The organism is Gleimia hominis (genome assembly GCF_002871945.2).
Classification (GTDB): domain Bacteria; phylum Actinomycetota; class Actinomycetes; order Actinomycetales; family Actinomycetaceae; genus Gleimia; species Gleimia hominis_A.
In genome coordinates, this window is the sequence record NZ_CP126963.1 from 1,124,678 (window position 1) to 1,151,349 (window position 26,672).

General features: G+C 58.3%; 25 protein-coding genes. 8 read left to right on the forward strand and 17 right to left on the reverse strand.

The genetic code is table 11. From position 1 onward, the window contains the following. Positions 1-32 precede the first annotated feature (32 nt). A complete protein-coding gene (nudC, locus tag CJ187_RS05025) occupies positions 33-995 on the reverse strand; it encodes an NAD(+) diphosphatase (RefSeq protein ID WP_158237760.1) in 963 nt (320 codons plus the stop codon). A 36-nt stretch (positions 996-1,031) separates the two neighbouring features. On the opposite strand from nudC, the gene rph reads away from it, so the two are divergent. Continuing rightward, complete coding sequence (rph, locus tag CJ187_RS05030; RefSeq protein ID WP_102217116.1) at positions 1,032-1,835, forward strand: ribonuclease PH; 804 nt, start codon at positions 1,032-1,034, stop codon at positions 1,833-1,835. Continuing rightward, positions 1,835-2,584: a non-canonical purine NTP pyrophosphatase gene (locus tag CJ187_RS05035; RefSeq protein WP_102217117.1), complete on the forward strand. Its 750-nt coding sequence runs from the start codon at positions 1,835-1,837 to the stop codon at positions 2,582-2,584. The genes rph and CJ187_RS05035 overlap by 1 nt, the downstream gene beginning before the upstream one ends. A gap of 38 nt (positions 2,585-2,622) precedes the next feature. Here the strand turns inward: CJ187_RS05035 and CJ187_RS05040 are convergent, their stop codons facing one another. The 4 genes from CJ187_RS05040 to clpS all read right to left on the reverse strand — a co-directional run bounded on the left by CJ187_RS05040 (position 2,623) and on the right by clpS (position 5,223). After that, a complete protein-coding gene (locus CJ187_RS05040) occupies positions 2,623-3,420 on the reverse strand; it encodes an MBL fold metallo-hydrolase (protein ID WP_102217118.1) in 798 nt (265 codons plus the stop codon). Next, complete coding sequence (gene murI, locus CJ187_RS05045; protein ID WP_102217119.1) at positions 3,417-4,217, reverse strand: glutamate racemase; 801 nt, start codon at positions 4,215-4,217, stop codon at positions 3,417-3,419. The genes CJ187_RS05040 and murI overlap by 4 nt, the downstream gene beginning before the upstream one ends. Before the next feature lie 24 nt (positions 4,218-4,241). After that, positions 4,242-4,850, reverse strand: coding sequence for a DUF2017 family protein (locus tag CJ187_RS05050; RefSeq protein WP_158237761.1), 609 nt, complete (start codon positions 4,848-4,850; stop codon positions 4,242-4,244). Between the two features lie 64 nt (positions 4,851-4,914). After that, positions 4,915-5,223: an ATP-dependent Clp protease adapter ClpS gene (gene clpS / locus CJ187_RS05055; RefSeq protein WP_102217121.1), complete on the reverse strand. Its 309-nt coding sequence runs from the start codon at positions 5,221-5,223 to the stop codon at positions 4,915-4,917. Between the two features lie 58 nt (positions 5,224-5,281). Here clpS and CJ187_RS05060 point away from each other — a divergent pair, with 58 nt between their 5' ends. Next, positions 5,282-6,619 (forward strand): nicotinate phosphoribosyltransferase, encoded by a 1,338-nt coding sequence (locus tag CJ187_RS05060; RefSeq protein WP_102217180.1) that lies wholly within the window; start codon positions 5,282-5,284, stop codon positions 6,617-6,619. A 4-nt stretch (positions 6,620-6,623) separates the two neighbouring features. On the opposite strand, the gene CJ187_RS05065 is transcribed toward CJ187_RS05060, so the two are convergent. From CJ187_RS05065 to CJ187_RS05075, 3 genes are all read right to left on the reverse strand, one after another. Continuing rightward, positions 6,624-8,429, reverse strand: a complete 1,806-nt coding sequence (locus CJ187_RS05065; protein WP_102217122.1) for a DEAD/DEAH box helicase — start codon at positions 8,427-8,429, stop codon at positions 6,624-6,626. Then, the gene (locus CJ187_RS05070; RefSeq protein ID WP_102217123.1) at positions 8,426-8,788 is read right to left on the reverse strand and encodes a DUF3039 domain-containing protein; all 363 of its coding nucleotides are present in this window, start codon (positions 8,786-8,788) and stop codon (positions 8,426-8,428) included. Before CJ187_RS05070 ends, CJ187_RS05065 begins: the two co-directional genes overlap by 4 nt. 161 nt (positions 8,789-8,949) lie before the next feature. Next, on the reverse strand, positions 8,950-9,234 hold the full coding sequence (locus CJ187_RS05075) for an HU family DNA-binding protein (protein WP_102217124.1): 285 nt from the start codon (positions 9,232-9,234) through the stop codon (positions 8,950-8,952). Between the two features lie 307 nt (positions 9,235-9,541). On the opposite strand from CJ187_RS05075, the gene CJ187_RS05080 reads away from it, so the two are divergent. Beyond that, positions 9,542-11,308, forward strand: a complete 1,767-nt coding sequence (locus tag CJ187_RS05080; RefSeq protein ID WP_102217125.1) for a DUF885 domain-containing protein — start codon at positions 9,542-9,544, stop codon at positions 11,306-11,308. Beyond that, the gene (locus CJ187_RS05085; RefSeq protein WP_102217126.1) at positions 11,301-12,014 is read left to right on the forward strand and encodes a Maf family protein; all 714 of its coding nucleotides are present in this window, start codon (positions 11,301-11,303) and stop codon (positions 12,012-12,014) included. The genes CJ187_RS05080 and CJ187_RS05085 overlap by 8 nt, the downstream gene beginning before the upstream one ends. Before the next feature lie 96 nt (positions 12,015-12,110). Here CJ187_RS05085 and CJ187_RS05090 read toward each other — a convergent pair whose 3' ends face one another. Together CJ187_RS05090 and fdxA are read right to left on the reverse strand one after the other, a co-directional pair. Beyond that, complete coding sequence (locus CJ187_RS05090; RefSeq protein WP_102217127.1) at positions 12,111-13,466, reverse strand: citrate synthase; 1,356 nt, start codon at positions 13,464-13,466, stop codon at positions 12,111-12,113. Between the two features lie 109 nt (positions 13,467-13,575). After that, the gene (fdxA, locus tag CJ187_RS05095) at positions 13,576-13,899 is read right to left on the reverse strand and encodes a ferredoxin (protein ID WP_102217128.1); all 324 of its coding nucleotides are present in this window, start codon (positions 13,897-13,899) and stop codon (positions 13,576-13,578) included. 94 nt (positions 13,900-13,993) lie between these two features. Between fdxA and CJ187_RS05100 the strand changes: the two genes are divergently transcribed. Beyond that, entirely contained in the window at positions 13,994-14,284 is a 291-nt protein-coding gene (locus CJ187_RS05100; RefSeq protein ID WP_233187410.1) for a putative acetyltransferase, read from the forward strand. A gap of 111 nt (positions 14,285-14,395) precedes the next feature. On the opposite strand, the gene typA is transcribed toward CJ187_RS05100, so the two are convergent. After that, positions 14,396-16,315 carry a translational GTPase TypA gene (typA, locus tag CJ187_RS05105; RefSeq protein ID WP_102217129.1) on the reverse strand — a complete coding sequence of 640 codons (1,920 nt, stop codon included), beginning with the start codon at positions 16,313-16,315 and terminating at the stop codon, positions 14,396-14,398. A 128-nt stretch (positions 16,316-16,443) separates the two neighbouring features. Between typA and CJ187_RS05110 the strand changes: the two genes are divergently transcribed. Further along, positions 16,444-17,094: a PH domain-containing protein gene (locus CJ187_RS05110; protein WP_102217130.1), complete on the forward strand. Its 651-nt coding sequence runs from the start codon at positions 16,444-16,446 to the stop codon at positions 17,092-17,094. A gap of 169 nt (positions 17,095-17,263) precedes the next feature. Here CJ187_RS05110 and CJ187_RS05115 read toward each other — a convergent pair whose 3' ends face one another. From CJ187_RS05115 to CJ187_RS05135, 5 genes are all read right to left on the reverse strand, one after another. Continuing rightward, positions 17,264-17,485, reverse strand: coding sequence for a hypothetical protein (locus tag CJ187_RS05115; RefSeq protein WP_199171125.1), 222 nt, complete (start codon positions 17,483-17,485; stop codon positions 17,264-17,266). Beyond that, entirely contained in the window at positions 17,445-18,944 is a 1,500-nt protein-coding gene (locus CJ187_RS05120; protein WP_199171126.1) for an ABC transporter family substrate-binding protein, read from the reverse strand. Before CJ187_RS05120 ends, CJ187_RS05115 begins: the two co-directional genes overlap by 41 nt. Positions 18,945-19,119: 175 nt before the next feature. Next, complete coding sequence (locus CJ187_RS05125; protein WP_102217131.1) at positions 19,120-21,267, reverse strand: ABC transporter ATP-binding protein; 2,148 nt, start codon at positions 21,265-21,267, stop codon at positions 19,120-19,122. Then, positions 21,264-22,229: an ABC transporter permease gene (locus CJ187_RS05130; protein ID WP_102217132.1), complete on the reverse strand. Its 966-nt coding sequence runs from the start codon at positions 22,227-22,229 to the stop codon at positions 21,264-21,266. The genes CJ187_RS05125 and CJ187_RS05130 overlap by 4 nt, the downstream gene beginning before the upstream one ends. A 2-nt stretch (positions 22,230-22,231) precedes the next feature. Continuing rightward, the gene (locus tag CJ187_RS05135) at positions 22,232-23,215 is read right to left on the reverse strand and encodes an ABC transporter permease (RefSeq protein ID WP_102217133.1); all 984 of its coding nucleotides are present in this window, start codon (positions 23,213-23,215) and stop codon (positions 22,232-22,234) included. A 245-nt stretch (positions 23,216-23,460) separates the two neighbouring features. On the opposite strand from CJ187_RS05135, the gene CJ187_RS05140 reads away from it, so the two are divergent. Next, a complete protein-coding gene (locus CJ187_RS05140; RefSeq protein WP_102217134.1) occupies positions 23,461-25,356 on the forward strand; it encodes a potassium transporter Kup in 1,896 nt (631 codons plus the stop codon). 187 nt (positions 25,357-25,543) lie between these two features. On the opposite strand, the gene ychF is transcribed toward CJ187_RS05140, so the two are convergent. Continuing rightward, entirely contained in the window at positions 25,544-26,629 is a 1,086-nt protein-coding gene (ychF, locus tag CJ187_RS05145) for a redox-regulated ATPase YchF (protein ID WP_102217135.1), read from the reverse strand. Positions 26,630-26,672: the final 43 nt, after the last annotated feature.

Sequence of the window (26,672 nt, forward strand, 5' to 3'; positions counted from 1 at the left end):
ACGCCTTACAGGCCGCGTGTAGCAGGCCAAGACTAGTGCGCATGCGGCAAAGGCCCGCCGAACCACTGGCGGATCATCGCGTGGGCGATTGAGATTGCGCCGGGAGCCCCCACTTCCCCTGCGGTTAGAGCAGCCGCGTATTCTTCGCGGGTGTAGAACCGGGCCCAGTCGATTTCTACGCCGTCAACCCGCACGGCCGGTTGGCTCGTGGTCGTGCGCGCGGTAAATCCGAGCATGAGTGAACGCGGGAAAGGCCAGGCTTGCGCCCCCACGTAACGCACCTGATCCACCTCTAGCCCCACTTCTTCTTTGGTTTCGCGGCGCACGGTTTGTTCGGGCGCTTCCCCCATTTCCATGAACCCCGCCACTAAAGATGCGTAGCCGGGGCGCCACAGCGTGTTGTGGGCTACTAGAAGTCGGTCTGAGGCGTCGGTTATAGCGGTGATTATCGACGGGTCGGTGCGCGGGTATTCAGTTGCACCGCAGCTTCGGCAGGTGCGTTGCCAGCCGGAGAATTCGAACCGCGTGGGCCCTCCGCAGCGGGCGCAAAACTGGGCGCGGTCGTGCCAGGAGGCCAGCCCGGAGCAGGTTGCAACCAGCTGCGCATCCGTTGGATCCATGTCGGGGCCCATGCGGCGAATATCCGAATATCCGTCCGTGTTCCCCGGCCGCATCGCCATGCCCAAAATAGCGGTGTCTCGTTCGACGCCTAGGAAGAACACGTGCGCGATTGAACGCAAGTCCACGTCTGGTACGCGGTGACGCACCCCGTGGCCCGCCATGGCGAAGCGGTGACTGTCCGCGGTTATGATCGCGCGGATGCGTTGCGGGTTCTGTCCGGGGCAGTGCGTGCGAATCGTGTTCAGGAACGCGGTTTCGACTTCCGGGTCGTTATTTTGCGTGAGGTTCTGGGCGAGCGCACGGGGGTCCAGGTACTCGCGTGCGTAGGTACAGGGTTCCCACTCTCCGCTCGCTAGCGGCAGTTGTAGTCTCATACTTACCACGCTAGTGGAAAACGATAGTCTTAACATATGGCTAAACAAGATGAGGGAAAGAAAACGGTGCGGGCCGATGGCCGTCAGGTGGATCAGCTGCGCCCCGTTAGGATTACGCGTAACTGGATTGACAATGCGGAAGGCTCGGTGTTGATTGAGTTCGGCCGCACGCGGGTTTTGTGTGTGGCGTCGCTAACCGAGGGGGTGCCGCGGTGGCGTAAGGACAGTGGTGAAGGCTGGGTCACGGGAGAGTACGCGATGCTGCCTCGGGCCACTGCTACCCGGAGCGCACGCGAGTCAGTGAAGGGCAAAATCGGTGGGCGGACCCATGAGATTTCACGTTTAGTGGGCCGCTCACTGCGCGCGGTGGTAGATATGCGGGCGCTCGGTGAGAACACGATTGTGCTCGATTGCGACGTGCTTCAAGCCGATGGGGGTACGCGCACCGCAGCGATTACGGGCGCGTACGTTGCATTAGCTGATGCGGTTGCGTTTGGGCAGAAGAAGAAGTGGATTCGCCGCGATACGGCTTCTCGGAAAGTGCTCAAGGATTCTGTTGCGGCGATTTCCGTTGGGATTATTGATGGGCAGCCACGTTTGGATTTGCCGTATGAAGAGGACGTGCGGGCGCAGACGGACATGAACGTGGTTATGACTGGTTCGGGTGCTTTTGTTGAGGTTCAGGGCACGGCCGAGCACGCGCCGTTTAACCGTGCTGAGCTGGGGGCACTGTTGGATTTGGCGGAAACGGGGTGTGCGGAGCTCACGCGTTTGCAAACACAGGCCCTGGCCGAGTCCGGCTTTCCCCAGCATGACGCTGCCGCGGAGCAGGTGCAGTAGTGGCGCGGCTAATACTGGCGACGCATAATGCGCATAAGGCAGATGAGCTGCACGCGATTTTGGAACCGTTGATTCCCGATTTAGCGCGTGAGGACATTGTTACGTCCGCTGATTTTGGTTACCCAGAACCTGTGGAAGACGGATTAACGTTTGAGCAGAACGCTTTGATTAAAGCGCGGGCCGCGGCGAATGCTTCTGGACTGGCGGCCGTTGCGGACGACTCGGGGTTGTGCGTGGACGTGCTCGGCGGTGCGCCCGGGATTTTTTCTGCCCGCTGGTCGGGCACCCACGGGGACGACGGGGCGAATCTGGAGTTGCTGCTCGCCCAACTCGCGGACATTGCGCCAGCGCACCGGGGCGCGCAGTTCCACTGTGCAGCCGCACTCGTCGTTCCGAGACGACCCGAGCCTCAGGAACCAAAAAAACTAGAGGCAAACGCAGCTCAGAAACCAAAACAACTAGAGATAACCGAACCTCAGGATATAACGGAACCAGGGTCACAACACGGGCCCCAAAACCCGTTGGAAGCCCAGCCGTCAGGTGCGGTTGAGGTAGTGGAGCACGGGATTATGCGCGGTCACCTAATCGAGCGGCCACGTGGGGAAGGTGGGTTTGGATACGACCCGATTTTTGTGCCGGAGGGGCTCGAGCAAACTTCAGCGCAAATCAGCGCGGCCCGCAAAAACGAGCTCTCCCACCGCGGGAAAGCATTCCGGGCGTTAGCAAAAACGATTGCGAAGTATATTTAGCGTTCCCACTGCCTCAGTGGCTAATAACGCGTGGGTACTTACAGTTCGTAGGTGGCGCCGGCATAGGCGACGGACAGGGGGCCGTCCCACGCCCGGCGCGCTTCCGCGAGCACCACGGTGCCTTCAGTCCAGGGTTGAATATGTGTAAGGACCATGGTTTTCACCTGCGCCTCACGCGCCAGCTGCCCTGCGCGTTCGCCGGTTAGATGAATCCCCCGCGGCTCATCCGCGTCGGTGAACCCCGCTTCGGACAACAGTAGGTCAACGCCGCGCGCCATCTGCGTAATCGTGCTGCACGTGTCCGTGTCGCCCGTGTAAGCGAGGCTGACGCGAGTATTCTGATCGTCCTCGGCTGGCCCTTCGATGCGGAACCCGAACGCCGGTACCGTGTGGCGCGCCGAGTACGGCGTTATCCTCAGCGGACCAACCTGAAAAGACCCTTCATTTTCCAAGGTGAACGGCGCGAACTCGCCCTCATACTCCTCTTCGGGCCTGGCCCCATCAATGCCCCGCACGCGATCTAACACCCCATCGGGGGCCGCGAGCATAACCGGGCCAAGCGGCCCATCCGGATGCCACTTGCGGTGCACGTGCATTGAGATGATGTCTCCCATGTGATCGGCGTGCGTGTGCGAAAGCAGGAGCGCATCGATCTTGCGCACGTCCATGTAGCGCCACAACTGCCCAAACGCACCCGGCCCCAAGTCGAGCACCACCGAGAACGTGCGGTCTTTACCCGAAACCTCATCTATCCCGCGCGCCTGCACCAGGTAGCACGACGCGGGGGCGGACGGGCCGGACATCGACCCAGTGCATCCCACAACTGTCAGTTTCATTCACGTACCTCCAAGTGTTTTACGTGAGAGACAACGGGCCCCAAAAAGCGGCGCGCCAACGGTTCAAAACTTTCACTTTGCCCAGTGGCATAAAACTCGTACGAGGGAGCGTCCAGCTCGGTGCGCAGCATTTCTCGGTTCGTCAACACGTGATACACCTCGTCGGCACTGGCTTCGGAGGAGGACACGAGGTTCACGCCCTCCCCTAGCACGTAAGACAGCACCCCTGTGAGCAGCGGGTAGTGCGTGCACCCCAAAATCACGGTGTCCACGTCCGCTGCCTGCACGGGCGCTAAATACTCACGTGCTATCTGTAGGATTCGCCCACCGGTCGTTTCCCCTCGTTCCACAAACGGCACGAACTGCGGGCATGCCTGCTGGGTTAGGGACACCCCGGGGAAAGCTGAGAACGCTCGTTCGTACGCCCCGGAACGCACAGTCGCGGCCGTGGCTAATACCCCAACGTGGCCGTTGCGGGTCAGTGCGCCCGCGCGCCGCGCAGCCGGCTGCACCACTTCCACAACGGGAATGTCATAGCGATCCCGAGCCTGCGGCAAAGCCGCTGCAGACCCAGTGTTACACGCGATGACGAGCATCTTTATGCCCCGTTCAACCAGTTCATCCAGGGCCTTTAACGTTAGTGACCGCACGTCCTCAAGCGACTTATCCCCATACGGGGTGTGCCGAGTGTCTCCCAGGTAAACAATGGATTCGCGCGGAAGTTTATCTATCACAGAACGCGCCACAGTAAGGCCCCCAAGGCCTGAATCAAAAATCCCAATCGGCGCGTTCCCCATGCTCTTAGAGTACTGTTAAGCACCTCATTGGGGCAGTATCTGAATGAGTGAATCCTGCCACCAAGACACCATGACATAGATGACGGTGGTGAACTGAAGCTGCGGCGCATCCGGATCCTGATCCAACCACGTCCCCGAATTCTCTGATGCCTTTGGTGGCCCGCCCGCAAAGAGGATTTGCTCCGCCCGGGTAGTTAAAATGCCCATCACCTCGGCGTCATCCACGGGCAGTTGAGCGGACAGCACGAGCCGCAAGTCATTCAGCGCAGCCAACCACTCCCACTCTTGCCCCAGCGGGATCCAGATTTCGTCTGGTGATTCCCGCTCTTGCAGGCACTCTAGGAGCGCGTGGAGCCGTTGGCTCTTGTCGTACCGCAGTGATTCTTCCGTTAGAGCCCGAAGTTTTTGCGCTTCTTGAGGGTCCGAGCTGAGCGGTGGAATCAGCTTTCGCAACGCCGGATCTTGAGGTTCAGGGCGAGTCACTTCTTCTTCCACCGTGGCGGTCAGCACGCTGGTAACCGGATCCACCGGCGCGTCTAATACCTGCAGTGCCTCGCCGAGAAGCTGGGTGAAGATCGCTTCAACATCCGCGTCGAACCCAGCCCGGTAGCCCTGTTCGTCTCGTTCAAACACGCTGATATACACTGCCCGTTTCGCTACCTATCTACTCGTGCCGGATTCGTCAATGCGCGTCTTTCTAAGATTCGCGTGAGGCCGCAGGTTCCACCGTTGCTTGCAGACCGTACCCATGCATTGCCAGCGCATCCGCTTCCATGTGTTCGCGCAGGCCCCGCGCCACCACTGCTCTGCCCTCGTTATGAACTAGCAGCATGAGGGATTCGGCACGCTGCGGTGAATACCCGAAGTGGCGTTGGAACACGCGGGTTACGTACGACATTAGGTTCACCGGATCATCCCACACCACAGTTACACATTGCTCATGCTCGAATGCTGAGGTTGCGGGTTGTTCGCGTTTTTGTTCATCGATAAGGGGACCGACCTGCATAATCTCAGCTTATGCAATGGATCACCAATTTATGGCACTTTCGGCCTATACTTTATATATGGCTGCTTCAGAATCAACTGCATTACTAACCGATATGTACGAGCTGACGATGGTGGACGCCGCGTTGAAATCCGGCCACCACGAACGTCGTAGTGTATTCGAACTTTTTGGCCGCAGGCTTCCCGCTACCCGCCGTTTCGGCGTCGTTGCCGGTACCGCACGCGTGTTGGAAGCGCTGCAGCGTTTCGAGTTCACCCCCAGGATGATCGATTGGCTCGCAGAAAAACACATTGTTTCTGACGATTGCCTAGACTTCTTGAAAGATTTTCGGTTCCGCGGTCGCATTGACGGGTATGCGGAAGGTGAGTGTTATTTTGAGGGGTCACCCATCCTCACTGTTGAGGGCACGTTCGCTGAAGCGGTGATGCTCGAAACTCTAGCGCTATCTGTTTTTAACCACGACTGCGCGGTGGCTTCCGCTGCGTCACGCATGACGATTGCCGCGCACGGCCGTCCGTGTATGGACATGGGAGCGCGGCGCACCCATGAGCGCGCCGCAGTTTCTGCCGCCCGTTCCGCAGTGATCGGTGGGTTTGGGGGCACCTCCGACCTGGAAGCCGGGATCCGCTACGGGATCCCCACTATCGGCACGTCCGCGCACGCGTTCACTTTGCTGCACGACACAGAAGATGACGCGTTCAAAGTACAAGTTGATGCGCTCGGCACCTCCACAACTTTGCTGGTAGATACTTACGACGTGTACGAGGGAGTGGAGCGGGCTGTTCGTATTGCCCGTGAGGCCGGTGGTGAACTCGGAGCGGTCCGCATTGATTCCGGTGACCTGGTGGCACAAGCCTTCAAAGTGCGGGGCCTGTTGGATTCTCTGGGCGCTAAGTCAACAAAGATCACGGTTACGTGTGATCTGGATGAGTACTCCATTGCCGCACTCGGTGCGGCACCCGTCGATTCCTATGGGGTGGGAACCCGGTTGGTAACGGGATCGGGGGTGCCCACTGCGGCACTGGTCTACAAGATGGTGGCTCGTGGGGATGAGCACGGTAACTGCGTTGACGTAGCGAAGCACTCCACTTCAAAATCCACTGTGGGAGGCCGTAAATACGCCGGTCGGGTCTACGGGGCAGACGGGTACGCCACCGAGGAACTCCTCGTGATGGGCCCGCGCGATGCGGCCATGGCGGCGTTAAAAGAAGCGGGGGCGCGTCCACTGCAGGTACCGCTCGTAATCGACGGTGAGATCCAAACGGAGTACTGTTCGAAAGAATCGTTACAAGCCGCGAAAGAACGCCACGTTAAAGCCCGCAACGAACTGCCGTACCAGGGGTGGCGACTGTCGCAGGGCGAACCCGCCGTCACCACCCGCTACCAACGCGTGTGAGGCCCTACTTTCCGCCCACGAACCAGGAGCGCAGCAGGTTTATGCGCGCATCAATCTGCTCCACACTCGCTTGAGGTACTTCTGGCCCACCGCATCGGCGGCGCAGCTCGTTGTGGATTTTCGCGTGTGCCTGCCCGGAGCGGCGGGCCCACGTGGACACGAGACGCGAAAGCTCCTTGCGTTTAGCAGCCCGCTGCCGGTGCAGTGACATCCCCGAGTTCTCTGCTCGCTTTTGCGCACTGCGGGCTTCACGACGTTTCGTCCGCGCCTGCTCCGCCTGGTGGGCGCGCAGCAGCTGCGTCACCTGATCGGGCTCCAACAGCCCCGGTATCCCCAGGTAGTCCTGCTCTTCAACAGACCCCACGTCCGCGGTTTCTCCGAACGAGGCACCGTCGAACAGCACCCGGTCGAACTCCGCTTGCGCGCCCAGGGCCTCAAAGCCGGGCAGTAGTTCTTCACTGGCTCGTTCCTCTTTCTGAGCCTGCTGCAACGCCACTTCGTCGTCGAACATTTCCTGTTTCTCAGGCCGGTCCAACGCGTGGTCGCGCTGCACCTCCATCTGCTCCGCCAGTTCAAGCAGATCCATCACCGAGGGGATGAACACAGACGCGGTTTCACCTCGCCGCCTAGCGCGCACAAACCGGCCTACCACCTGCGCGAAAAACAAAGGGGTTGCCGCGTTCGTCGCATACACTCCCACGGACAAGCGGGGCACGTCCACACCTTCGGACACCATCCGAACCGCAACCATCCACCGGTCCGTTGAGTTAGCGAACGCGTCGATGCGGTCGGAGGCTCCCTCGTCGTCAGAAATGACTACGGTGGCGGGACTACCTGTGATCATCCGCAGGTGACGCGCATACGCCCGCGCCGCATTCTGATCGGACGCAATCACTAACCCGCCCGCATCGGGCACGGACTGGCGCACTTGGGATAGGCGCTGATCTGCGGCCGCCAGCACGGACGCAACCCACTCCCCTTTTGGATCCAACGCGGTGCGCCACGCCTGCTTCATCATGTCTTTGGTCAGCGGCTGGCCCAGCCGAGCACTGACCTCGTCACCGTGTCGCGTCCGCCACTGCATCTGCCCCGAATAAGAGTGGAACAGTACCGGGCGCACCACCCCGTCTTTTAGCGCTTGCGTGTACCCGTACTCGTAGTCCGCTTTAGATCGGCGCACTCCCTGCTCGTCACGTTCGTAGCGCACAAACGGGATTGCTGCGGTGTCCGATCGAAATGGCGTGCCCGTGAGGGACAGGCGCCGCACCGCGGGGCCGAATGCTTTCGCGATCCCATCACCCCAAGACAGTGCGTCCCCCGCATGGTGAACCTCATCCAAAATGACCAGCGTGGGGAACTGGCGGGTGCGTAACTCGTGCAACGGCGGGTTCGCAGCCACTTGCGCGTAGGTTACGGCCACGCCGTCAAAATGAGCGCCGGCTCTACCCTGCGAGTTCGTGAAAGCGGGGTCAATGTGGATGCCCACACGCGCCGCCGCATCCGCCCACTGGCTTTTCAAATGCTCAGTGGGGCACACCACCGTCACTTTCCGAACGACGCCCCGGCCCATTAGCTCCACCGCTACGCGCAGCGCAAACGTTGTCTTCCCCGCGCCGGGGGTAGCTACCGCCAAGAAATCGGTTGCGCCAGATTCTAAATACTGCGCCAGCGCCTGTGCCTGCCACGCACGAAGATTACCCGCAGTCCCCCATGCGGCTCGCGCGGGGAACGCGGGTGGTAGCTGCTGCGCAGCAGCAGTTGAAGCTTGTTGCGGGTAGGAGCTGTGGGGCTTGTTCTCCCCTTCGTTCACTTATCCCCCGAGTTTCCATCTGAGTACGGCCAGTTCTTACCGAACTTCCCCATTTGGTCGCGCAGCGCTTTACAGCGCGGACACACCGGGTACTTACTGGGGTCGCGCATCGGCACCCACACCTTACCGCACAGGGCGATCACGGGTTGGCCAGAAATCATCGACTGCCCAACCCGGTCTTTACGCACAAAATGAGCGAACCGATCGCGGTCACCAGGGTCTTTTTGTTCTTTCGTTTCCGTGCGTTCCAGTACGGATGTACCGCCCTGAGGGGCGCCTTGCGGCGCTACCGGCGGTGCACCGGGGGTGTCTGGCCCACCGGGTGCGGCGGGTGAGTCGAGATTATCTGAGGCATACATACCTCCATCCTAAAGCAGGCTGTCTCAGAGGCAACCCCCGGGGCTACGCATCACTTGCGGGCGCACCACCTGCAGGTGCACCACTTGCGGGCGGCCTCACTGCGCTGGGCGCGCAAAAACGCCCCGGGGATTACCCCGAGGCGTTCAAGTTCAAACCCGTGTTACTTGTTTGAAACCGCTTTCTTCAACGTGGAGCCAGCGGAGATCTTCACACCGTAGCCAGCGGGAATCTGGATTTTCTCACCGGTCTGCGGATTACGGCCCGTGCGGGCGGCACGAGAAACACGCTCCACCGAGAAAAGACCAGTTACCTTTACGGGCTCCCCTTCAGACAGGGATTCAATGAGCGTGTCCTGGAAAGCAGCCAGGGCGGCGTCAGCCTGCACCTTGGTGAGGTTTGCTTTCTCTGCGATCTGAGCTACGAGCTGTGTGCGGTTAACGGACATGAAAAGACCTTTCGATTAGACGATATCTAAATATCGGGAAAGAACGCTTAACGCGTCTCACATCCGTTACATTAGAGCTTTTCGCGCTCGTTGTCAGGTTTAAGGCTCAATCTGTGGCCTTTTTGTTAGAAATTGCAACTTTTTCTACGCGCTTATTCTGTTGCCGCCCATTTTCTGTTATTATCCCCAGCCTTTCCTCATAATCTCGCCATGTCACTCGGTTTTTCCGTGCGTTTCCCGCGATAGAAGTAGGTGGTTAAACTGGCGGTGATAACTTGGTTAATTCTTGAGGTACTTGAGGGGCGCTATGAGTCGTCGTAAACCGTCCGCGTTGGACCAGCTTGCAGATCAGTACGTGGAGCAGCTGCAACAGTTAGAACCCGACTTGGCGATCGGGTTAGGCCATCGCCTGGTAGAGCGGGCGTTCGCGGATTATTCTGCCTTCGGAGCCGAGCAGCGCGCCACCTTAGCCAAACGCACTCTGTCGAAAGTGCAGAACACTTCCACCGCTGACGCGACCGATGTGGTGACGAAGATGGCGTTGGTGCAGTCCCTCAACGGGGAACTGGCTATGCATGAGGCCGGGCTTTCAGTGGGGAACGTGGGTAACATAGCTACCCCGATGCAGAGTATCCGCGACGCCTTCGCGCTAATGCCAACTGTTTCAACGCGCGACTGGGAGGACATTTCGCGGCGCTTACACGCGGTTCCTGAAGCGCTGGATACCTACCGCGCTGGGATTGAAACTGCGATTGACAACGGCCACGCGCCGACCCGCACGCAGACCGAAGCTCTGCTAGAGGACCTCAGGGCGCAAATAAGTGACTCTAACCCGTACAAAAAAGTGGTTGAAACCCCGAACTCGCCCGCTCCCATGAATGCGCAGCTGCAGCAGGCAAGCCTTGCTGCTACGGAAGCGACCGCGGGGTTCGCGCAGTGGATTAAAGAGCGCGTGCGGCCCGTGGCGGTGAACCAGGATGCGGTGGGGCGGCAAAACTACCGGCTGCATTCCATGGAGTTTCTGGGAATGCGCATTGACCCGGAGGAGACTTACGATTGGGCCTTAGAAGAATTGCGCCGCATCCACGCGCAACAGGTAGAAATTGCGCGCGAACTGTACGGCGCAAACACAACTGTGACGCAGGCGCTGGCGAACTTGGACAAAGAGGAACGCTATCAGCTGCGGGGCACCGATGCCCTCAAGAAATGGATGCAGCAGGTGGCGGACCAAGCGATAGAAGATTTAGCGGGCAAGCACTTCACGGTCACTGAACCGATCCGGCACATTGAATGCATGATTGCGTCGTCTGCGGACGGGGGGATCTACTACACGGCACCGTCGGCGGACTTTTCGCGGCCGGGTCAGATGTGGTGGTCGGTTCCACCTGGGCAAGAAGTGTTCCACACGTGGCAAGAAAAAACTACCGTTTACCACGAGGGCATGCCCGGCCACCACATGCAGCTGGGGCGAGCGACCGCTCTGCAAGGCCGGTTGAATACGTGGCGGGCAAACGTGTGCTGGTATCCCGGCCACGGGGAGGGATGGGCCCTGTACGCGGAAGCGCTCATGGACCAGTTAGGGTACCTAACGGACCCCGGTGAGCGCATGGGGATGCTCGATTCGCAGCGTCTTCGTGCGGCCCGGGTGGTGGTCGACATTGGCTTGCATTGCGAACTGCGCCGGCCCAGTACCTCATATTTGCAAGAAATTGGGATAACTGAACGGGAATATGAGGCGCATTTGCAAGACTCCCCGTACCGCAACCTGGGGCAGGTGGACGCGCAGCCGGGTGGGTGGGACCGCAACCACCTGTGGGCGTTCATGGCTAGTAACGTCGCAATGCAACCGGCGTTCTTACAGTTCGAAACTACGCGTTACCTCGGGTGGCCGGGGCAAGCGTCGGCGTACAAGGTGGGGCAACACCAGTGGGAACTAACCCGCGACCACTACTTGGCCCAGCCCGACCCCGTCACGGGTGAACGCCGCAGTTTACGGCAGTTCCACGATGAGGCCCTCGCTTTGGGTGGCTTACCCCTATCCGTACTAGACCGGGCGTTGAACAACGATGAGTAACCCATTCAGTGGCCCGGTCGCGTTTGTTTTAGCGTCGCAGTCGCCCGGGCGGGCTCAGGTGGCGCGCAGCGCTGGGTTGGACCCGATTGTCCGCGTCTCTCACGTGGATGAGGAGGCGATTCTAAAACAGTTCGTGAACCCGCATGGGGCTCAGCAGGCCGCGCAGAAAGTGTGTGCGCTGGCGCAGGCAAAAGCTCGCGCGGTGGTGGCAGAACTGACGAGCATAGATTTTTCACAGACCAAAGCCAGCCGCGGTCTGGTGGTTGGGTGCGATTCTATGTTGGAAACCGATGGGGCGCTGGTAGGAAAACCGCATACGCCTAAACTTGCCCTCGAGCGGATCCGGGCGCAGTCTGGTAAATCCACGTGCCTGCACACGGGGCACGCGGCTTACCTGGTGTCCATTGACCACGCCAGTGGCAGCGTCTCAACCGTTGACCACGTGGTGGCGCAAGCGGAAACTGTGGTGCATTTCGGGGACATCAGCGAAGCGGAAGCCCGCGCATACGTCAACACGGGTGAGCCGCTGGAAGTTGCCGGCGCCTTCACAATCGACGGTTTAGGTGGCCCATTTATCCGCGGGGTAGAAGGTGACCCCCATGCGGTGGTCGGCCTTTCCCTACCACTTTTGAGGTCCATGGCGAGACAACTAGGGGTAGCCTGGCCCTCACTGTGGGCAGCCAGACTCGCAGCGGAGCGTCGATAGCACTCATGTCCGTACTTGCCCAGCGGCCTATGGGCTCTTGACATCAGCTCGCGGGCTAGCGCCTTATAACAAGCACTAGCCCGCGAGCGAATCAGTTTATTCCTGGCCGGGGCGGATCGTGCGCTGACGCAGCGGCACGTACTCGCGATCCAACTCCCCCGTGTACACCTGGCGGGGCCGGCCAATCCGGGTCTCCGGGTCACGCGCCATCTCGTGGTACTGCGCGATCCACCCGGGGAGGCGTCCAAGTGCAAACAGGGGGGTGAACATCTTCATCGGGAAACCCATCGCAGAGTAGATTAACCCAGTGTAGAAGTCAACGTTTGGATACAGTTTGCGTTCAATAAAGTAATCGTCGTTAAGCGCAATCTCCTCAAGCTGCATGGCAATCTCAAGTAACTCATCGGATCGACCCAAACGATCCAGCACGTCGTGCGCTACATCCTTCACAATCGCTGCACGCGGATCGTAGTTCTTGTACACGCGGTGACCAAAACCCATCAGCCGCTCGTTCGTATCCTTGTCTTTGACGCGGTTCACGAAGTCTTTAACGTCGTGCTTCGAATCGCGAATCCGCTGGAGCATGCGCAACACGGCTTCGTTCGCACCGCCGTGGAGCGGGCCAGACAGGGCCCCAATCCCCGCCGCCACAGACGCGTACAAGTTCGCGTGCGAGGAACCAACCACCCTCACCGTAGATGTGGAGCAGTTCTGCTCGTGGTCCGCATGCAGGATGAACAGCATATCCAGGGCCCGAACGATCGTGGGATCAATATCGTAGGACTGGTAAGGCAGGCCGAATGTCATCCGGATGAAGTCTTCCGTGTACGAACGACGCGCGTCCGGGTACAGCAGTGGCAAGCCGACTGCACGCTTGTGGATGTAAGAAATCATGGTCGGCATTTTCGCCAATAGCAGCACCGACGCTAAATCCAAAGCCTCATCGTCCGCCGGATCCAAGGTCTCTTGGTAGTAAGTAGCTAAACCCGCTACCCCAGCTTGCAAGATAGCCATCGGATGCCCATTGTGTGGGAACGCGGTAAAGAACGCTTTGAAATCTTCGTGCAGCATCCGGTGGCGTTTAATTCTGCGCAAAAACGCTTCGAGCGTAGCCGCCTTAGGCAGCTCCTTATAGATCAGTAAGTACGCGGTCTCCAAGAAGCTTGAGTTTTTCGCCAACTGCTCGATGGGGTAACCGCGGTACTGCAACACGCCGGCACCACCGTCAATATAAGTGACGGCTGAGGAACAAGCAGCTGTGTTGGTGAACCCGGGGTCGTACACGACATCACCGGTGGTGGACAGTACTTTACCGACACTCAAACCATCCGAGCCGCGCTTCCCACGGACCCGAGTTAAAGGAACCTCTTGTTTCCCATCTATGAGTTTGCCATCCACTGGGGCATCAGATTTCTTTTCTGACACCTTGTCAGCTACCTTCTTGTCAGCCATGACGCCTCTCCCATCTAAATCGTTGCCACAACGATCCGCTGTGGCACTCCTCATAGTGAGAATATCTCGAAATCGAGGTTTTTTCGATAGTTCGAGGCCGCTTCTTTTCTTAATCTTGATTCTGAGGTGGAAGGTTCTCGATCATCTCATCGTCGAAGTCTTGTTTGCCTACCGCCATGGCACCGCCGGGGGATCCCAAGTCCTTGAAGAAATCCACGTTCGCGCGGTAGTAATCAGACCATTCGTCTGGCACATCATCTTCGTAGAAGATCGCTTCAACCGGGCACACTGGTTCGCACGCACCGCAGTCAACGCACTCCTCAGGATGGATATATAAGCTACGGTTACCTTCGTAAATACAGTCCACTGGACATTCGTCTACACACGCGCGGTCTTTAACGTCTACGCACGGTTGGGCGATAATGTAGGTCAAAACTCCACTCCTTACTCGATCGATCCAAGCACTTCGGGTGCCGTAAGCACCGGGAGAAAAAGCACTTCAATCGGCGTCTACTATTATCTCACTTATGAACGAACATAACGCAACTGGACCCCGCAGAGAACGCAGCGCAGCCAAGCCCCAGCGCGAACATCACGCGACCGCCCCGCAATTACCGTGGATGGCGTGGCAGGTAGGCGAACGCGTAGTGGTGCGCTACCGGCTGCCCGACGGTCTGCACGACGCACTCGGGCACCTAACGGACGTAAATGCGCACTCCGTGACCGTTGAAACTAAACGCGGCCCAGTTACAGTACCGGCACAAACAATGGTGACAGGAAAACGAGTGCCACCGGCGCCTCCCACTCAGCGGCAGTGAACCCACCGGCTGCGGCTTAGCCGCAGCCAGTATTTAGGCAACCATGGCGTTCAGCGGAAACCGGCGTGGTAGTACAAGCTCCTACTGCCCGAGTTCCGACCCGCGTTTTGTCTAGCCGCGTGCGCCCCGGCGGATCCGCGCTGCGATCTTGAAACGCTCCTGGGCGGAAAGCACGTTCTTGCGGATCCGTATGTCGTGTGGTGTCACCTCAACGCATTCGTCGTTCGAGGCGAACTCCAGTGACTCCTCCAGCGTCAACCGACGCGGCGGCACCAGGCCCTCGAAGTTATCCGCAGACGCAGCCCGCGTGTTCGTCTGCTTCTTCTCGCGACACACGTTCACGTCCATGTCCTCATTGCGCGGGTTCTCCCCCACCACTTGCCCCTCGTAAACTTCGGAGCCGGCCTCAATGATGAACGTGGCCCGTTCCTGCAAGTTAACCATGGCGTACGGGGTCGCTTGCCCCGCCCGGTCAGCAACTAAAGACCCGGTTTTGCGCGATTCAATCACCCCGTGCCACGGTTCGTAGCCCGCACTGATCGACGCCGCAATCCCGGTGCCACGCGTGATCGTGAGGAACGCGGTACGGAAACCAATCAGACCGCGCACCGGCACGGTGAACTCCATGCGCACCCACCCGGTTCCGTGATTCGCCATTGTTTCCATCCGGCCTTTGCGGGCCGCGAGAAGCTGGGTCACATCCCCCAGGTAGTCTTCCGGAACGTCAACCGTGAGCGCATCCATTGGTTCGCTCAATACCCCGTCAATCTCGCGGGTAACCACCTGCGGTTTCCCAACCGTGAGTTCAAACCCTTCGCGCCGCATCTGCTCAACGAGAATCGCGAGCGCCAGTTCACCCCGGCCCCGCACCTCCCACGCATCCGGACGGTCGGTAGGCAGCACCTGCAGCGACACGTTGCCCACTAGTTCGCGCTGTAACCGGTCTTTCACCTGCCGAGCAGTTACCTTCGCTCCCCGCACACGCCCAGCCATGGGGGACGTGTTAATACCGATCGTCATCGAAATGGAAGGATCGTCCACGTGAATCAGCGGAAGTGGCCGCGGATCCTCCGGATCCACCAGCGTCTCCCCGATCATGATGTCGTCAACCCCAGCTACCGCCACAATGTCACCGGCGGTCGCGCTTTGCGCTGGGACCCGCTCCAGACCTTCGGTGCGCAACAGCTCAGTGATGTGCACGTTTTCAATGCTGCCGTCGCGGCGCGCTAACGCCACGTTCTGCCCTTTAGTTAGCTTGCCCGCGTGGATGCGCAGCAGCGCAATCCTGCCCAAAAATGGAGACGCATCCAAGTTCGTCACGTGCGCCTGCAGCGGTGCATCCGTGTCCACCACCGGCCCCGGAATCGTTTCAAGCAGGGTTTCAAACAGGGGCTCTAAGTCTGAATCGGGCACCTCGCCGGGTTCCGGCTGCGTCAGGGAGGCCCGTCCCAGTTTCGCGGACGCGTAGATTACCGGCACGTCCAGCAGCCGATCCAGGTCCAGCTCCACCCCCTCATTAACCAGGTCTTCCGCGAGGGAAAGCAACAGGTCCGTGGTCTCGTCCACCACTTCGTTAATGCGCTGATCGGGCCGGTCCACTTTGTTCACTACCACCACGACGGGCATGCGCGCTTCTAGCGCTTTGCGCAGCACGAACCGGGTTTGCGGCAGCGGCCCCTCGGACGCATCGACGAGCAGGAGTACGCCGTCTACCATTGACAAGCCGCGCTCCACTTCCCCACCGAAATCCGCGTGGCCCGGGGTGTCGATCACGTTGATGGTCACCCCATCGGTCAAACCACGTTTTTGCGCGGCATGCCCCCGGTAGTGTACCGACGTGTTTTTCGCCAGAATCGTGATGCCCTTTTCCCGTTCCAGATCCCCAGAGTCCATCACCCGATCTTCTTGTTTCGACTCCTCGTGGGCGGAGAAAGCACCGGCCTGACGCAAAAGCGCGTCCACCAGCGTTGTTTTACCGTGATCCACGTGGGCAACGATAGCGACGTTACGGATATCTTCACGGCTGTGCATACGGATCTCCTCAGGGCTCCTCATTGTCTTAAAAATCAGTTATAACTCTAGTCTTTCGCCAGCGTCATGCCGAAACCACTGTGATGCGACGTTCGACACGTGCCAGGCGCGATAGGTATGCTCTTGGCATGTTCCCCGTCATTGTTTCACGTGCGCGCACGCCGCGTATAGGTGTGCTGGTGCTCGCTGCTTTTGGCCTGCTCGCCGGCGGGTTTTTCTTGTTTTCTGATGGGTTTCGTCAAGGCTGGCGTTCCATTCCAGTGATCGCCACCGTCTTAGTTGTCGCGTGGTTACTGTGGTGGGTTCCGCTGCTAGTCGTAGATGGGCAGGGCGTGTGGGCCCGTAATGTCTGGACCCGCGTGTTTATTCCTTGGGATGCGCTTGAGGGAGTAGAGGTACGGCTTGGCTTAGTCCTTGTCGCCAGCGGTCAGCACTACCGTTTGTCTGCCTGCCAGCCTCCCAGTTCCCTGCGCCGCATTGGGGATCGCACTCCGCTGCCAGTGCCTCATATTGACGAATCACGCCCACAGTTTACGTGCGATTTGGATGCGAACCAGGGGCGGGAATTGCTGACGACCCTGCAGTATAGGCGTGAGCACGAGCAGTTGCAGATCCGCTGCACGCAAGAGCATGAACAACAACGCGCCCGCTCGGAACAAGCGGGTTACTCCCAGCCTGGGTCGCCCGCACCATTCATCGTGAGCCGGCGCTTAAACTATCCCACATTATTTGCCTGCCTTGCCCTGGCGGCTCTTTGGGCTTCCCTGTGGTTCATCTAAGCTGGTGGCCCGATGGATTTTCAATCAGTGCCATGCTTAGCGCAATAAAAGTGCCCCGGTGAGCACTCAACCGGCTGCAGTATCGCAAACCAAGTTGTGCACCCCGGGGCACCTAAATGAACCTAGGGTTCATTCAACAAACCTGTATAAACAAACCTATACAACAGGCCTATTTAACAAACCCGATGTTCTCTGCACGCGGGCTAGCGAGCCCGAATGAACCGAAGTTCGCTAGGTCAGATGGGACAGCGGTGAAGTCCATGCGGCGGTACAGCGGCATAACCATCACTTCATCCCAAATTGCCTTATCGATCTCGTTCACAATTTCCGCACGCTTCTTCTGATCCAGCTCAGTATCTGCTTTCGGTGTGAGGTTCCTTAATCGTTTCATTGCACGCATCCGAGTAGTTCTGAGGCGCCTCGCAGCCATACAGCTGCGTAATGTTATTCATTGGGAACACCGTGGACTGCCACGCGAACGACACGGATTCAAACTGCCGATTCTGCAGCACATTCTGCCACTCTTCTTGCGACGTGTTCACCAAGTTGACCTTAACGCCAATCTTCTTCATGTCGTCTTGGAAGAGTTTCCCTTCGTTTTCCGAAGTGGGGATCCCAACCAGCATGGAGTATTTAATCTCCAGTTCCTTACCGTCTTTCATCCGGTAATCTTTGCCGTTCTCTTTCTTCCACCCGGCGTCGTCAAGCTGCTTCTCGGCCGCTTTCGGATCGTACTTGAAGTCCGTGGAGTTATCCGCGTACTCCGAGTCGGTGGGAGCGAAGAAGTGGTTGCCCACCATCAGTTTGTCAACGTCAACGGGAAGCCCCGCCAAGTCGGAAGCGGCAATCGCCTTCCGGTTCGTGCCCTTCACGATTGCTTGACGCACGTTCTTGTCCCTCAGGTTCCCAGCATTGTTATTAAACGTAATATGACGCCACTGCAAACCACTCGCTGCACGCACTTGCGCCCCACTGCGTTGCTGCACCTTGTCGAACTCATCTTTCGTGACAATCGCGGTCACAACGTCAATTTCGTTGTTCGCAAACGCATTCCCCCGCAGGTCCGGCGTCATGGCCTTGAACGTCATCTCATCCAGTAGTGGTTTATCGCCCCACCAGTTCTCGTTCGGCACCAGCGTAATCATCTTCTGCGCTTGATCCACTTTAGAGATTTTGAACGGGCCGGCAGTCCACTCCGGGTGCGGCTCCTTCTGACGGGCAGTGTTGAACGTCTCTGGGTCCTTCACAGCCTCCGCGTTCTCTACCGTGGACCACATTGCTTGCCAGTCCGGGTAGGTTGATTTGAAGGTAGTGACTACTTCAAACTCGTCCTTACCTTGTTTTACTTCTTTAACCTCGCGGTAGCCGTCCGTACTAGAGACTTCAAAGCCCTCATTCTCACCATTCAGCGCCTTCCAGGTGGCAATGTAATCTTTCGCGGTAATGGGATCACCGTTGCCCCATTTCGCATCCGGATTCAGCGTTAACGTCACCACCTGGGGCGGCCCGTCCTCCACCTTCACATCCTTAATGAAGTTCGGATTCGGGGTCCGCTTATTGTCCGCACTGTTATCAAAGTTCGTCGGCATCGTGAAATCGTGAATCGTGCCGTAATCAGCGGTGTTCCCCGTCGCCTGGTTGTAGTTGAAGTTAGCGGGGAACGTGCCAATCTCAAGACGCAGTTTGCCGCCTTCCTTCAACTTACTGCGATCCATTGCGTTAATATCACTAGCTGCCGGGGCGTCACCGGAACCTTTACCGCTGCCAGAACCACCGCCGCTAGCGCAGCCCGTCAGTACCAGCGCACCCGCCGCTGCGGCTGCTGCCAGTACCCGTGTCACTCGTTTCACCGTAGTACCTCCTCCATACCGATGAATCACGTCTGCACCCCACCGGGTTGATGGAACGCGTTAGGTGCAATGTATAGAATGTTCAGCCACCTGTAAGCCGTTGTCTCATTCTTTGATCGAAATTTACCTAAATGTAACCTCACGCGCCGGTGGCTCCCCACCACCGGCACTGCGGCTAGAACACATCCGCGGTCTGCGGATAGTGGCACGCGTTCGCACTATCCGCCTGATCCACAGATTTCAGTTGCGGCATCTGCTCCAAGCAAGGCCGCCTCTGCTCATCCGTCATAGCCGCGAACTTGGGGCACCTCGTGCGGAACCGGCAACCCGACGGCGGATTCGCAGGCGAAGGCAAATCTCCCTTCAGCAACACCCGGTCACGGCTCCGTTCCTTCTTCGGATCCGGAATCGGAATCGCAGACAGCAACGCCTGCGTATACGGGTGGCGCGGATGGTCAAAGACCTCATCCACATCCCCGATCTCCACAATCTGTCCCAAGTACATAACCGCCACCCGGTTCGCAATATGCCGCACCACCGAGAGGTCGTGGGCGACAAACAGGTACGACAAATCCAGTTTCGCCCGCAATTCCTCAAGCAAATTAATGACCCCAGCCTGAATCGACACATCCAGGGCCGATACGGGCTCATCCAACACCAGCAGCTTAGGACGCAACGCTAACGCACGGGCAATCCCCACGCGTTGACGCTGCCCACCTGAGAAGTGGCGCGGATACCGGTTCAGGTGCGACGGTTCCAAACCAACGGTTTCAATCAGTGTGTGTACCCGCTCGTCAATATCCTTCTTCTTCCACCCGTTGTACTTAAGTGGCTCCGCAATAATGTCGTAAATCGGCATCCGCGGATCCAACGAAGCCATCGGATCTTGGAACACAACCTGCAGATCCCGGCGCACGCGCTTGCGTTCCGAACGGTCCATCTGCCCCGTATCCTTACCGAGCACCACGATCCGACCATCCTCCGGGGCCTTCAAATCCAGAATTTCAAGCAGCGTGGTGGTCTTCCCACACCCGGACTCACCCACGAGCCCCAGCGTTTCCCCGGCCTTAATATCCAGCGAAATCCCATCCACCGCATGCACAGTACCCACGCGCCTCTTAAACACCGCGCCCTTCATGAGGGGGAAGTACTTGCGGACGTTCTCTAACCGCAGCACTTCCTCACGCTTATTACGGTCCTCATCGAGCGAAGAGGGAGTGTACGCCTCCGGCACCGGGAAAATCTCGCGGTACTGCCAGTTGTGCTCACTAATTTCCGGGGCACGCACGCACGCCAACCGATGCACGTCCTGCTCCCCAGCCTGCTCCGCCGGCACCTCCGGCGCCACCTTCAACGGTGGTTCCTCCTTGCGGCACTCGTCGTTCGCCAACGGGCAGCGCGGCACAAACGGGCACGCCGTAGGGGGTGTCAACATAGACGGCGGGTTACCTTCAACCGGCACCAAAGCCTCATCCCGCGTCATATCCGGCCGCGGCAAAGAACCCAGAAGACCAATCGTGTACGGCATCGAAGAACGGTAGAAAATGTCATTCACCGTCCCCGACTCCACGCACCGGCCCGCGTACATAACCGCCACCCGGTCCGCCAAGCCCGCAACAACCCCCAGGTCGTGGGTAATCAGAATGATCGCCGCACCCGTTTCTTGCTGCGCGGTTTTTAGAACCTCAAGAATCTGCGCCTGAATCGTCACATCCAACGCCGTGGTCGGCTCGTCCGCAATAATCAAATCCGGATCGTTCGCAATTGCCATTGCGATCACTACGCGCTGGCGCATCCCCCCGGAAAACTCGTGCGGGAACGACTTCACCCGCCCCTTCGGATTCGGAATCCCCACCAGGTCCAATAGCTCAACCGCGCGTTCTTCCGCCTGCGCCTTCGTCATGTTCTGGTGGATCCGCAAGGCTTCCACAATCTGGTCACCAATCGTGTACACGGGCGTGAGGGCCGACAGCGGATCTTGGAACACCATCGCCACTTTCTTGCCGCGCACATCCGACATCCACCGGTCCGACTTACCTAACAGTTCCGTTCCGTGCAGTCGGACACTGCCTTTAACTCGCGCGGACTCCTCCAGCAAGCCCATCACCGCCATCGACGTCACGGACTTACCCGAGCCGGATTCCCCAACAATGCCGAGCACTTCCCCGGCGTTCACGTGCAGGTTTACCCCCCGCACCGCGTGCACGTTACCGTCTTCTGAGGGGAAAGTTACGTTCAAGTTTTCAATCTCGAGGACAGGCACGCCCTCTTGCCGCTGCGGAACCGCTTCCGTCGCGGCCTGCTGCTTAGTTTTACTGCTCATGCTGCATGACCTCCTGATTTGGATGAGGGATCGAGGGCGTCGCGTAACCCATCCCCAATGAAGTTCACACAAATAAGTGTGCACACCAAGATTGTGGCGGGCGCGAGGAACACCCAGGGGGTCGTCGTGGCGGACGCCTGACCCTCAGCAATTAACTTTCCCAAAGACGTGTTTGGCGCCTGAACCCCGAAACCGAAGTAAGACAGGACGGTCTCACTCATAACAGCGGTTACGAACCCCAGGGCACAGTCAATAATCAAGTAGGACGCCACGTTGGGGATAATGTGTTTCGTGATAATCACCCACGAGGGGACGGACATGAACTTCGCGGCCCGCACGTACTCCAAATCTTTCACCGCAAGCGTCATCGACCGCACCACGCGGGCGGTGAGCATCCACCCGAATGCGGCGAGCAGAATAATGAACGTCACGATCGAACCTTTCGAGGCGCCGCCGCGCTGCGAGATCACAGCGATCAGCAGGAACGAGGGGATCACCAGCAGCAAGTCCACGACCCATAGCAGGACTTTGTCAACCACTTTGCCGAAATACGCCGCAGCGGACCCAACGAGGGCTGCGACCACGGTTTGGATCAGACATACGCACACGCCAATTAGGAGGGATTTGCGCAGCCCCTCCAGGGTTAGTGCGAGCACGTCACGTCCCCCTTGTGTGGTTCCAAACAGGTGCTCACCCGACGGGGGTTGCAAGAAAGAGACGTTGTCGACATCCGCGAAGTTCCACGGGCTGAGGAAGGGGCCGATAATGGCTAGGAGGACAATCAGGAAGAACCCGATTAAGCCCACCACCGCTGTTTTTGACCTGGCGAACCGCCGCATCACCAGAGCCCGCCGGGTCATCTGCTTGCCTTCTTGGGTGGAGGGGTCCACTACCTGAGCGGCCTCGTCTTCCACCGCTGAAGGGGGCTGCGCGTGCGCTGCGCTAGTTACTTGTTCGGACATGTTTAGCTCACTCTCACTCGCGGATCAACGAGCACTACAAGCACGTCGGAGAGGATGGCACCGGTTAGCGTACAAACCCCAGAGAAGGCCACGACCGCTGCCGTCCCATTAATGTCTTGTTTCATAATTGATTCAACCGAGTACTGGCCCAGGCCGTGCCAGCCGAAAATCGTTTCCGTAACCGTGGCCCCCAGGAACAGGGTGGCAACCGCGAACGCGAAGTACGTGGCCATCGGCACCATGGAGGTGCGCAGCGCGTGGCGGATAACCGCTTTCGTTTTAAACAGGCCTTTTGCGCGGGCAGTGCGAACGTAGTCGGCCCCCAGCGTGTCAAGCATGAGGTTACGTTGATACCGCGAATAGCTGGCAATACCGGTGAGGGACATGGAGATGGTGGGCAGTAACAGGTGCTGGAGCCGATCTACTATCGCCGCTCCCGGATAACTGCCTATCTGCCCTGTTTCCCCCACGAACTCGAAGAACTGCGTGCCGGTAGCGGCGTTGATTTGTGTGGCCCCCACCTGCAGTAGGGTTGCGAGCACAATCACGGGAGTGGAGATGACCACCAGTGAAAGCAGTGAGATCAACCGGTCCGCGAATGAGTACTGCTTCGTAGCCGTCCACGCACCAACCGCCACGCCACCGACCATGCCGATTAGCGATCCGATTACGATGAGGCGAACCGACACCCAAATGCGGATCGAAATGATCTCGTTAACCGACTCTCCTTTCGGGGTTTTCCCCCAGTCCCAGCTGGTCACAATGGATTGCAGCCAGTGCATGTAGCGGTCTGTCAGTGGGATGCTGTCCGAAAGGTTGTAGGAAGTCAAAGTGCGTTCAATTAACGCCCAATCCAGGTTGGGATTGGACAGGTCGTACGCTGCTTTCGGGTCCATTGAAACAGCCGCGATGAGGTATGCGAGCGACACGGCAACGAAAAGCAACACCGCATAGTTCGCTATTCTTCTTAGTAAATAGAAGAACATAAGCCCGTCCTTCAAATATGCCACCCCTGGCAACACCACATTGTATAAGGGAGAGTGCGTGGGCACCAACGGATTTTCATTTCTTGTCTAAGCACATCTATAGAAGAATCCATCTCTTCTTCAGATGTTTTTTTGCAGACTAGCACACGATTGGACGGCGCGCCTTTTACTCCCATTAATCGGATAGTTCTGCATATGATTTACACACTATGTTTTCTACAGGCACAGGTGTATAGTTTTGTTCCATGCTGAGTAAAAAGGGGTCAACTCCTCTTCCCTTGCTGGTGGTAGGCGCTCTTGGCGTAGTCTTCGGAGACTTGGGCACGAGCCCTCTGTACTCCCTACATGCAGTATTTACGTTACATAATGGGGCTTTAAAACCTACCGAAGAAGATATTCTTGCCGTACTTTCGCTGATTATTTGGTGCTTAATTATTATCGTGTCGGTTGGTTACGCGACCTTTATTATGCGCGCCGATAACAAAGGTGAGGGCGGTATTCTCTCGCTCGTTTCTTTGATTCGACATCGACTTGGAAAAGCTGATCCCCGCGCCGTAGTTGCAACGTTCATAGCGATTATGGGAGCGGGATTATTTTATGGTGATTCCCTGATTACCCCTGCGGTTTCCGTAATGAGTGCGGTGGAGGGGCTCGAGGTGGCGAACCCGGAGTTTTCCCACTGGGTGATCCCCGCGTCGATCGTGATTCTTTCGCTCCTGTTTTTTGTGCAACGCTGGGGAACGGGCCGCATTGGAGTGGCGTTTGGACCCATCATGTGCTGCTGGTTCCTCACCCTCGGTGGGCTCGGCCTGGGCCCAATCCTTGACAATCCATCGATTTTATGGGCACTCTCCCCAATGCCGGGGCTTCGACTGGCGGTTTCGCACCCGTTTATCACGTTCTTAGCTCTTGGCGCCGTGGTGCTGACTGTGACCGGTGTGGAAGCCCTTTACGCCGACATGGGGCATTTTGGGCGGCGCCCAATTGTGATCGCGTGGTTCACCCTCGCGTTCCCCATGCTCATTTTGAACTACCTGGGGCAAGGTGCGAACCTTTTGCGACACCCCGAGGCGCTGAATAACCCGTTCTTTGAGCTCGCGCCCCGCTGGGGCCAGCTGCCACTCGTCATCCTCGCTACCCTCGCCACAGTCATCGCATCACAAGCCGTGATCTCGGGGGCATTCTCTGTGTCCCGACAGGCGTCGCGCCTGTCGTTCCTGCCACGTTTAAAGGTACTGCAAACCAGCAAGAGCATGGGTGGGCAGATTTACTTACCGGCCGTAAACCACATGCTGTGGATCGCTGTAATGGCCCTGGTTTTGATCTTCCAAAGTTCCCAGAACTTGGCATCCGCATACGGTTTCTCGGTGTCTGGCACACTGATTTTAGAGATGAGCTTGTTCCTGCTGATGGCACGCACAATCTGGCATTGGCCCATCTGGCGCATCGCCCTGGTTGCGCTCGCAATTGGATCTGTTGAGGTTGCGATCTTCCTTGCGAATATCGCAAAACTAGCGACCGGCGGGTGGCTCCCACTCATGGTGGCGATCATGATGGTGATCATCATGACGACCTGGAAGAAGGGCTCCAAGATTGTATTTAGCCGCCGCGCCGAACTGGAAGGCCCCCTATCGGATTTCATTTCGACCGTTAAAGCCCGGGGTGTGCGACGCGTATCTGGCGTCGCCATTTACCCGCACGGCAACCCCACCACAGCGCCTTTAGCGTTGCGTTCAAGCGTGCTGTTCAACCGCGTGCTACACGACCACATTGTGATTGTGACGATTAAACACATTGGGGTTCCGCATGTGCGCCACACCCGCCGAGTGGAAGTGACGACTCGCGGCGACCAGACCTACGGGATTATCCACATGAACTACCGGGTGGGCTTCAACGATTCTCAGAACGTACCTGCCGCGGTGCAGCTCATGTGTAGTGCTCACCCGGAGTTCGGAATCGACCCAACGATTGCCCAGTACGTGCTGTCCACCTACCGGATTGAACCGGGCAAGGACAAGGGCGTGAGGTACGCGCGCAGTGAACTGTTCCGCTGGTTAGAGCGCATGGGCGCGAACCGAACCCAAAGTTTCAAACTACCACTGGACCGCACCATCGTAGTGGGCGCGTCAGTGGAGGTTTAACGCGTGCCCAAGTTTGCGCATGAGCCCGTGCGGGATTAACGCGCAAGTATGTGCAAACCGCATCACGACATAACAGCGCTAGCCGGCCGCACTGGTCGCATTAGTGAAGCTACTTGCGTCAGCCGACCGCGCTGGGAGCGTTAATGAGGATAATCGAGTTGATAAAACGTGGGTAGTTAAGTTCGGCTCAGACGTTGAACTTGAACTCGACCACGTCCCCATCTTGCATCACGTAGTCTTTACCTTCGAGCCGGATCTTCCCAGCCGCACGCGCCTGCGCGGTCGAACCGAGCTCATCCAGATCCTCAAACGAAACCACTTCCGCTTTAATGAAGCCGCGTTCAAAATCTGTGTGAATCACACCAGCTGCCTGAGGTGCTGTCCACCCCTTGTGAATCGTCCACGCCCGTGCTTCTTTGGGCCCAGCAGTCAAGTAGGTTTGCAAACCCAGCGTGTCGAACCCAACGCGCGCCAACTTGTCTAGCCCAGACTCTTCCTGCCCGGATTCGAGTAGCATCTCCCGCGCCTCATCCTCGTCGAGCTCCACCAGTTCCGCTTCGAACTCAGCATCCAAGAAAACTGCTTCTGCCGGGGCCACTAGGTCGCGCAACTGCGCCTGCGCAGCCTCATCGTCCATGCCGGCCGCATCCATGTTGAACACGTAAATGAACGGTTTCGCGGTCATCAACTGGAACGTGGCCACAACCTCCGGATCCAAATCCGAACCCGGTAGCGCCCGCGAAATTAACTGTCCATCCTCAAGGATCTGCAAGGCTTTCTGCGCCGTCGACAGCACCGCCGCATCCGTCTTGTGGCCCCGCACTTCTTTTTCAAGACGCGGAATCTGCCGCTCCAACGTCTGCATATCCGCCAAAATCAGTTCCGTCTCAATCGTCTCAATATCAGACTTCGGATCAATCTTGCCGTCCACGTGGGTCACGTCAGCATCCTGGAACGCACGAGTCACCATGCAGATTGCCTGTGCCTCACGAATATTAGCAAGGAACTGGTTGCCCATCCCCTCACCTTCGGAAGCGCCCTTCACAATCCCCGCAATGTCCACGAAAGACACGGTGGCTGGCAGGATCCGTTCGGAATCAAAAATCTCCGCTAGCCGGCTGAGCCGCGCGTCAGGCAAAGGCACTACCCCCACGTTCGGTTCAATCGTTGCGAACGGGTAGTTCGCCGCCAACACGGTTGCGCGGGTGAGCGCATTGAACAACGTCGACTTGCCTACGTTAGGCAATCCTGCAATACCAATCGTTAAAGCCACGCGAACAGTCTACCCTCCACATAAGAAAACACGAATAACGCCC

What these genes read in the sequence shown, in the direction of transcription:
- clpS (WP_102217121.1), bottom strand. Translation starts at nt 5,223, where the DNA reads ATGCAGGTCGGTCCCCTTATCGATGAACAAAAACGCGAACAACCCGCA.
- murI (WP_102217119.1), bottom strand. Translation starts at nt 4,217, where the DNA reads ATGGGGAACGCGCCGATTGGGATTTTTGATTCAGGCCTTGGGGGCCTT.
- CJ187_RS05125 (WP_102217131.1), bottom strand. Translation starts at nt 21,267, where the DNA reads ATGAGCAGTAAAACTAAGCAGCAGGCCGCGACGGAAGCGGTTCCGCAG.
- CJ187_RS05075 (WP_102217124.1), bottom strand. Translation starts at nt 9,234, where the DNA reads ATGTCCGTTAACCGCACACAGCTCGTAGCTCAGATCGCAGAGAAAGCA.
- typA (WP_102217129.1), bottom strand. Translation starts at nt 16,315, where the DNA reads ATGCACAGCCGTGAAGATATCCGTAACGTCGCTATCGTTGCCCACGTG.
- CJ187_RS05090 (WP_102217127.1), bottom strand. Translation starts at nt 13,466, where the DNA reads ATGGCTGACAAGAAGGTAGCTGACAAGGTGTCAGAAAAGAAATCTGAT.
- CJ187_RS05100 (WP_233187410.1), top strand. Translation starts at nt 13,994, where the DNA reads ATGAACGAACATAACGCAACTGGACCCCGCAGAGAACGCAGCGCAGCC.
- CJ187_RS05085 (WP_102217126.1), top strand. Translation starts at nt 11,301, where the DNA reads ATGAGTAACCCATTCAGTGGCCCGGTCGCGTTTGTTTTAGCGTCGCAG.
- CJ187_RS05130 (WP_102217132.1), bottom strand. Translation starts at nt 22,229, where the DNA reads ATGTCCGAACAAGTAACTAGCGCAGCGCACGCGCAGCCCCCTTCAGCG.
- nudC (WP_158237760.1), bottom strand. Translation starts at nt 995, where the DNA reads ATGAGACTACAACTGCCGCTAGCGAGCGGAGAGTGGGAACCCTGTACC.
- CJ187_RS05080 (WP_102217125.1), top strand. Translation starts at nt 9,542, where the DNA reads ATGAGTCGTCGTAAACCGTCCGCGTTGGACCAGCTTGCAGATCAGTAC.
- CJ187_RS05135 (WP_102217133.1), bottom strand. Translation starts at nt 23,215, where the DNA reads ATGTTCTTCTATTTACTAAGAAGAATAGCGAACTATGCGGTGTTGCTT.
- CJ187_RS05040 (WP_102217118.1), bottom strand. Translation starts at nt 3,420, where the DNA reads ATGAAACTGACAGTTGTGGGATGCACTGGGTCGATGTCCGGCCCGTCC.
- CJ187_RS05115 (WP_199171125.1), bottom strand. Translation starts at nt 17,485, where the DNA reads ATGAAACGATTAAGGAACCTCACACCGAAAGCAGATACTGAGCTGGAT.
- CJ187_RS05060 (WP_102217180.1), top strand. Translation starts at nt 5,282, where the DNA reads ATGGCTGCTTCAGAATCAACTGCATTACTAACCGATATGTACGAGCTG.
- CJ187_RS05070 (WP_102217123.1), bottom strand. Translation starts at nt 8,788, where the DNA reads ATGTATGCCTCAGATAATCTCGACTCACCCGCCGCACCCGGTGGGCCA.
- rph (WP_102217116.1), top strand. Translation starts at nt 1,032, where the DNA reads ATGGCTAAACAAGATGAGGGAAAGAAAACGGTGCGGGCCGATGGCCGT.
- CJ187_RS05110 (WP_102217130.1), top strand. Translation starts at nt 16,444, where the DNA reads ATGTTCCCCGTCATTGTTTCACGTGCGCGCACGCCGCGTATAGGTGTG.
- CJ187_RS05140 (WP_102217134.1), top strand. Translation starts at nt 23,461, where the DNA reads ATGCTGAGTAAAAAGGGGTCAACTCCTCTTCCCTTGCTGGTGGTAGGC.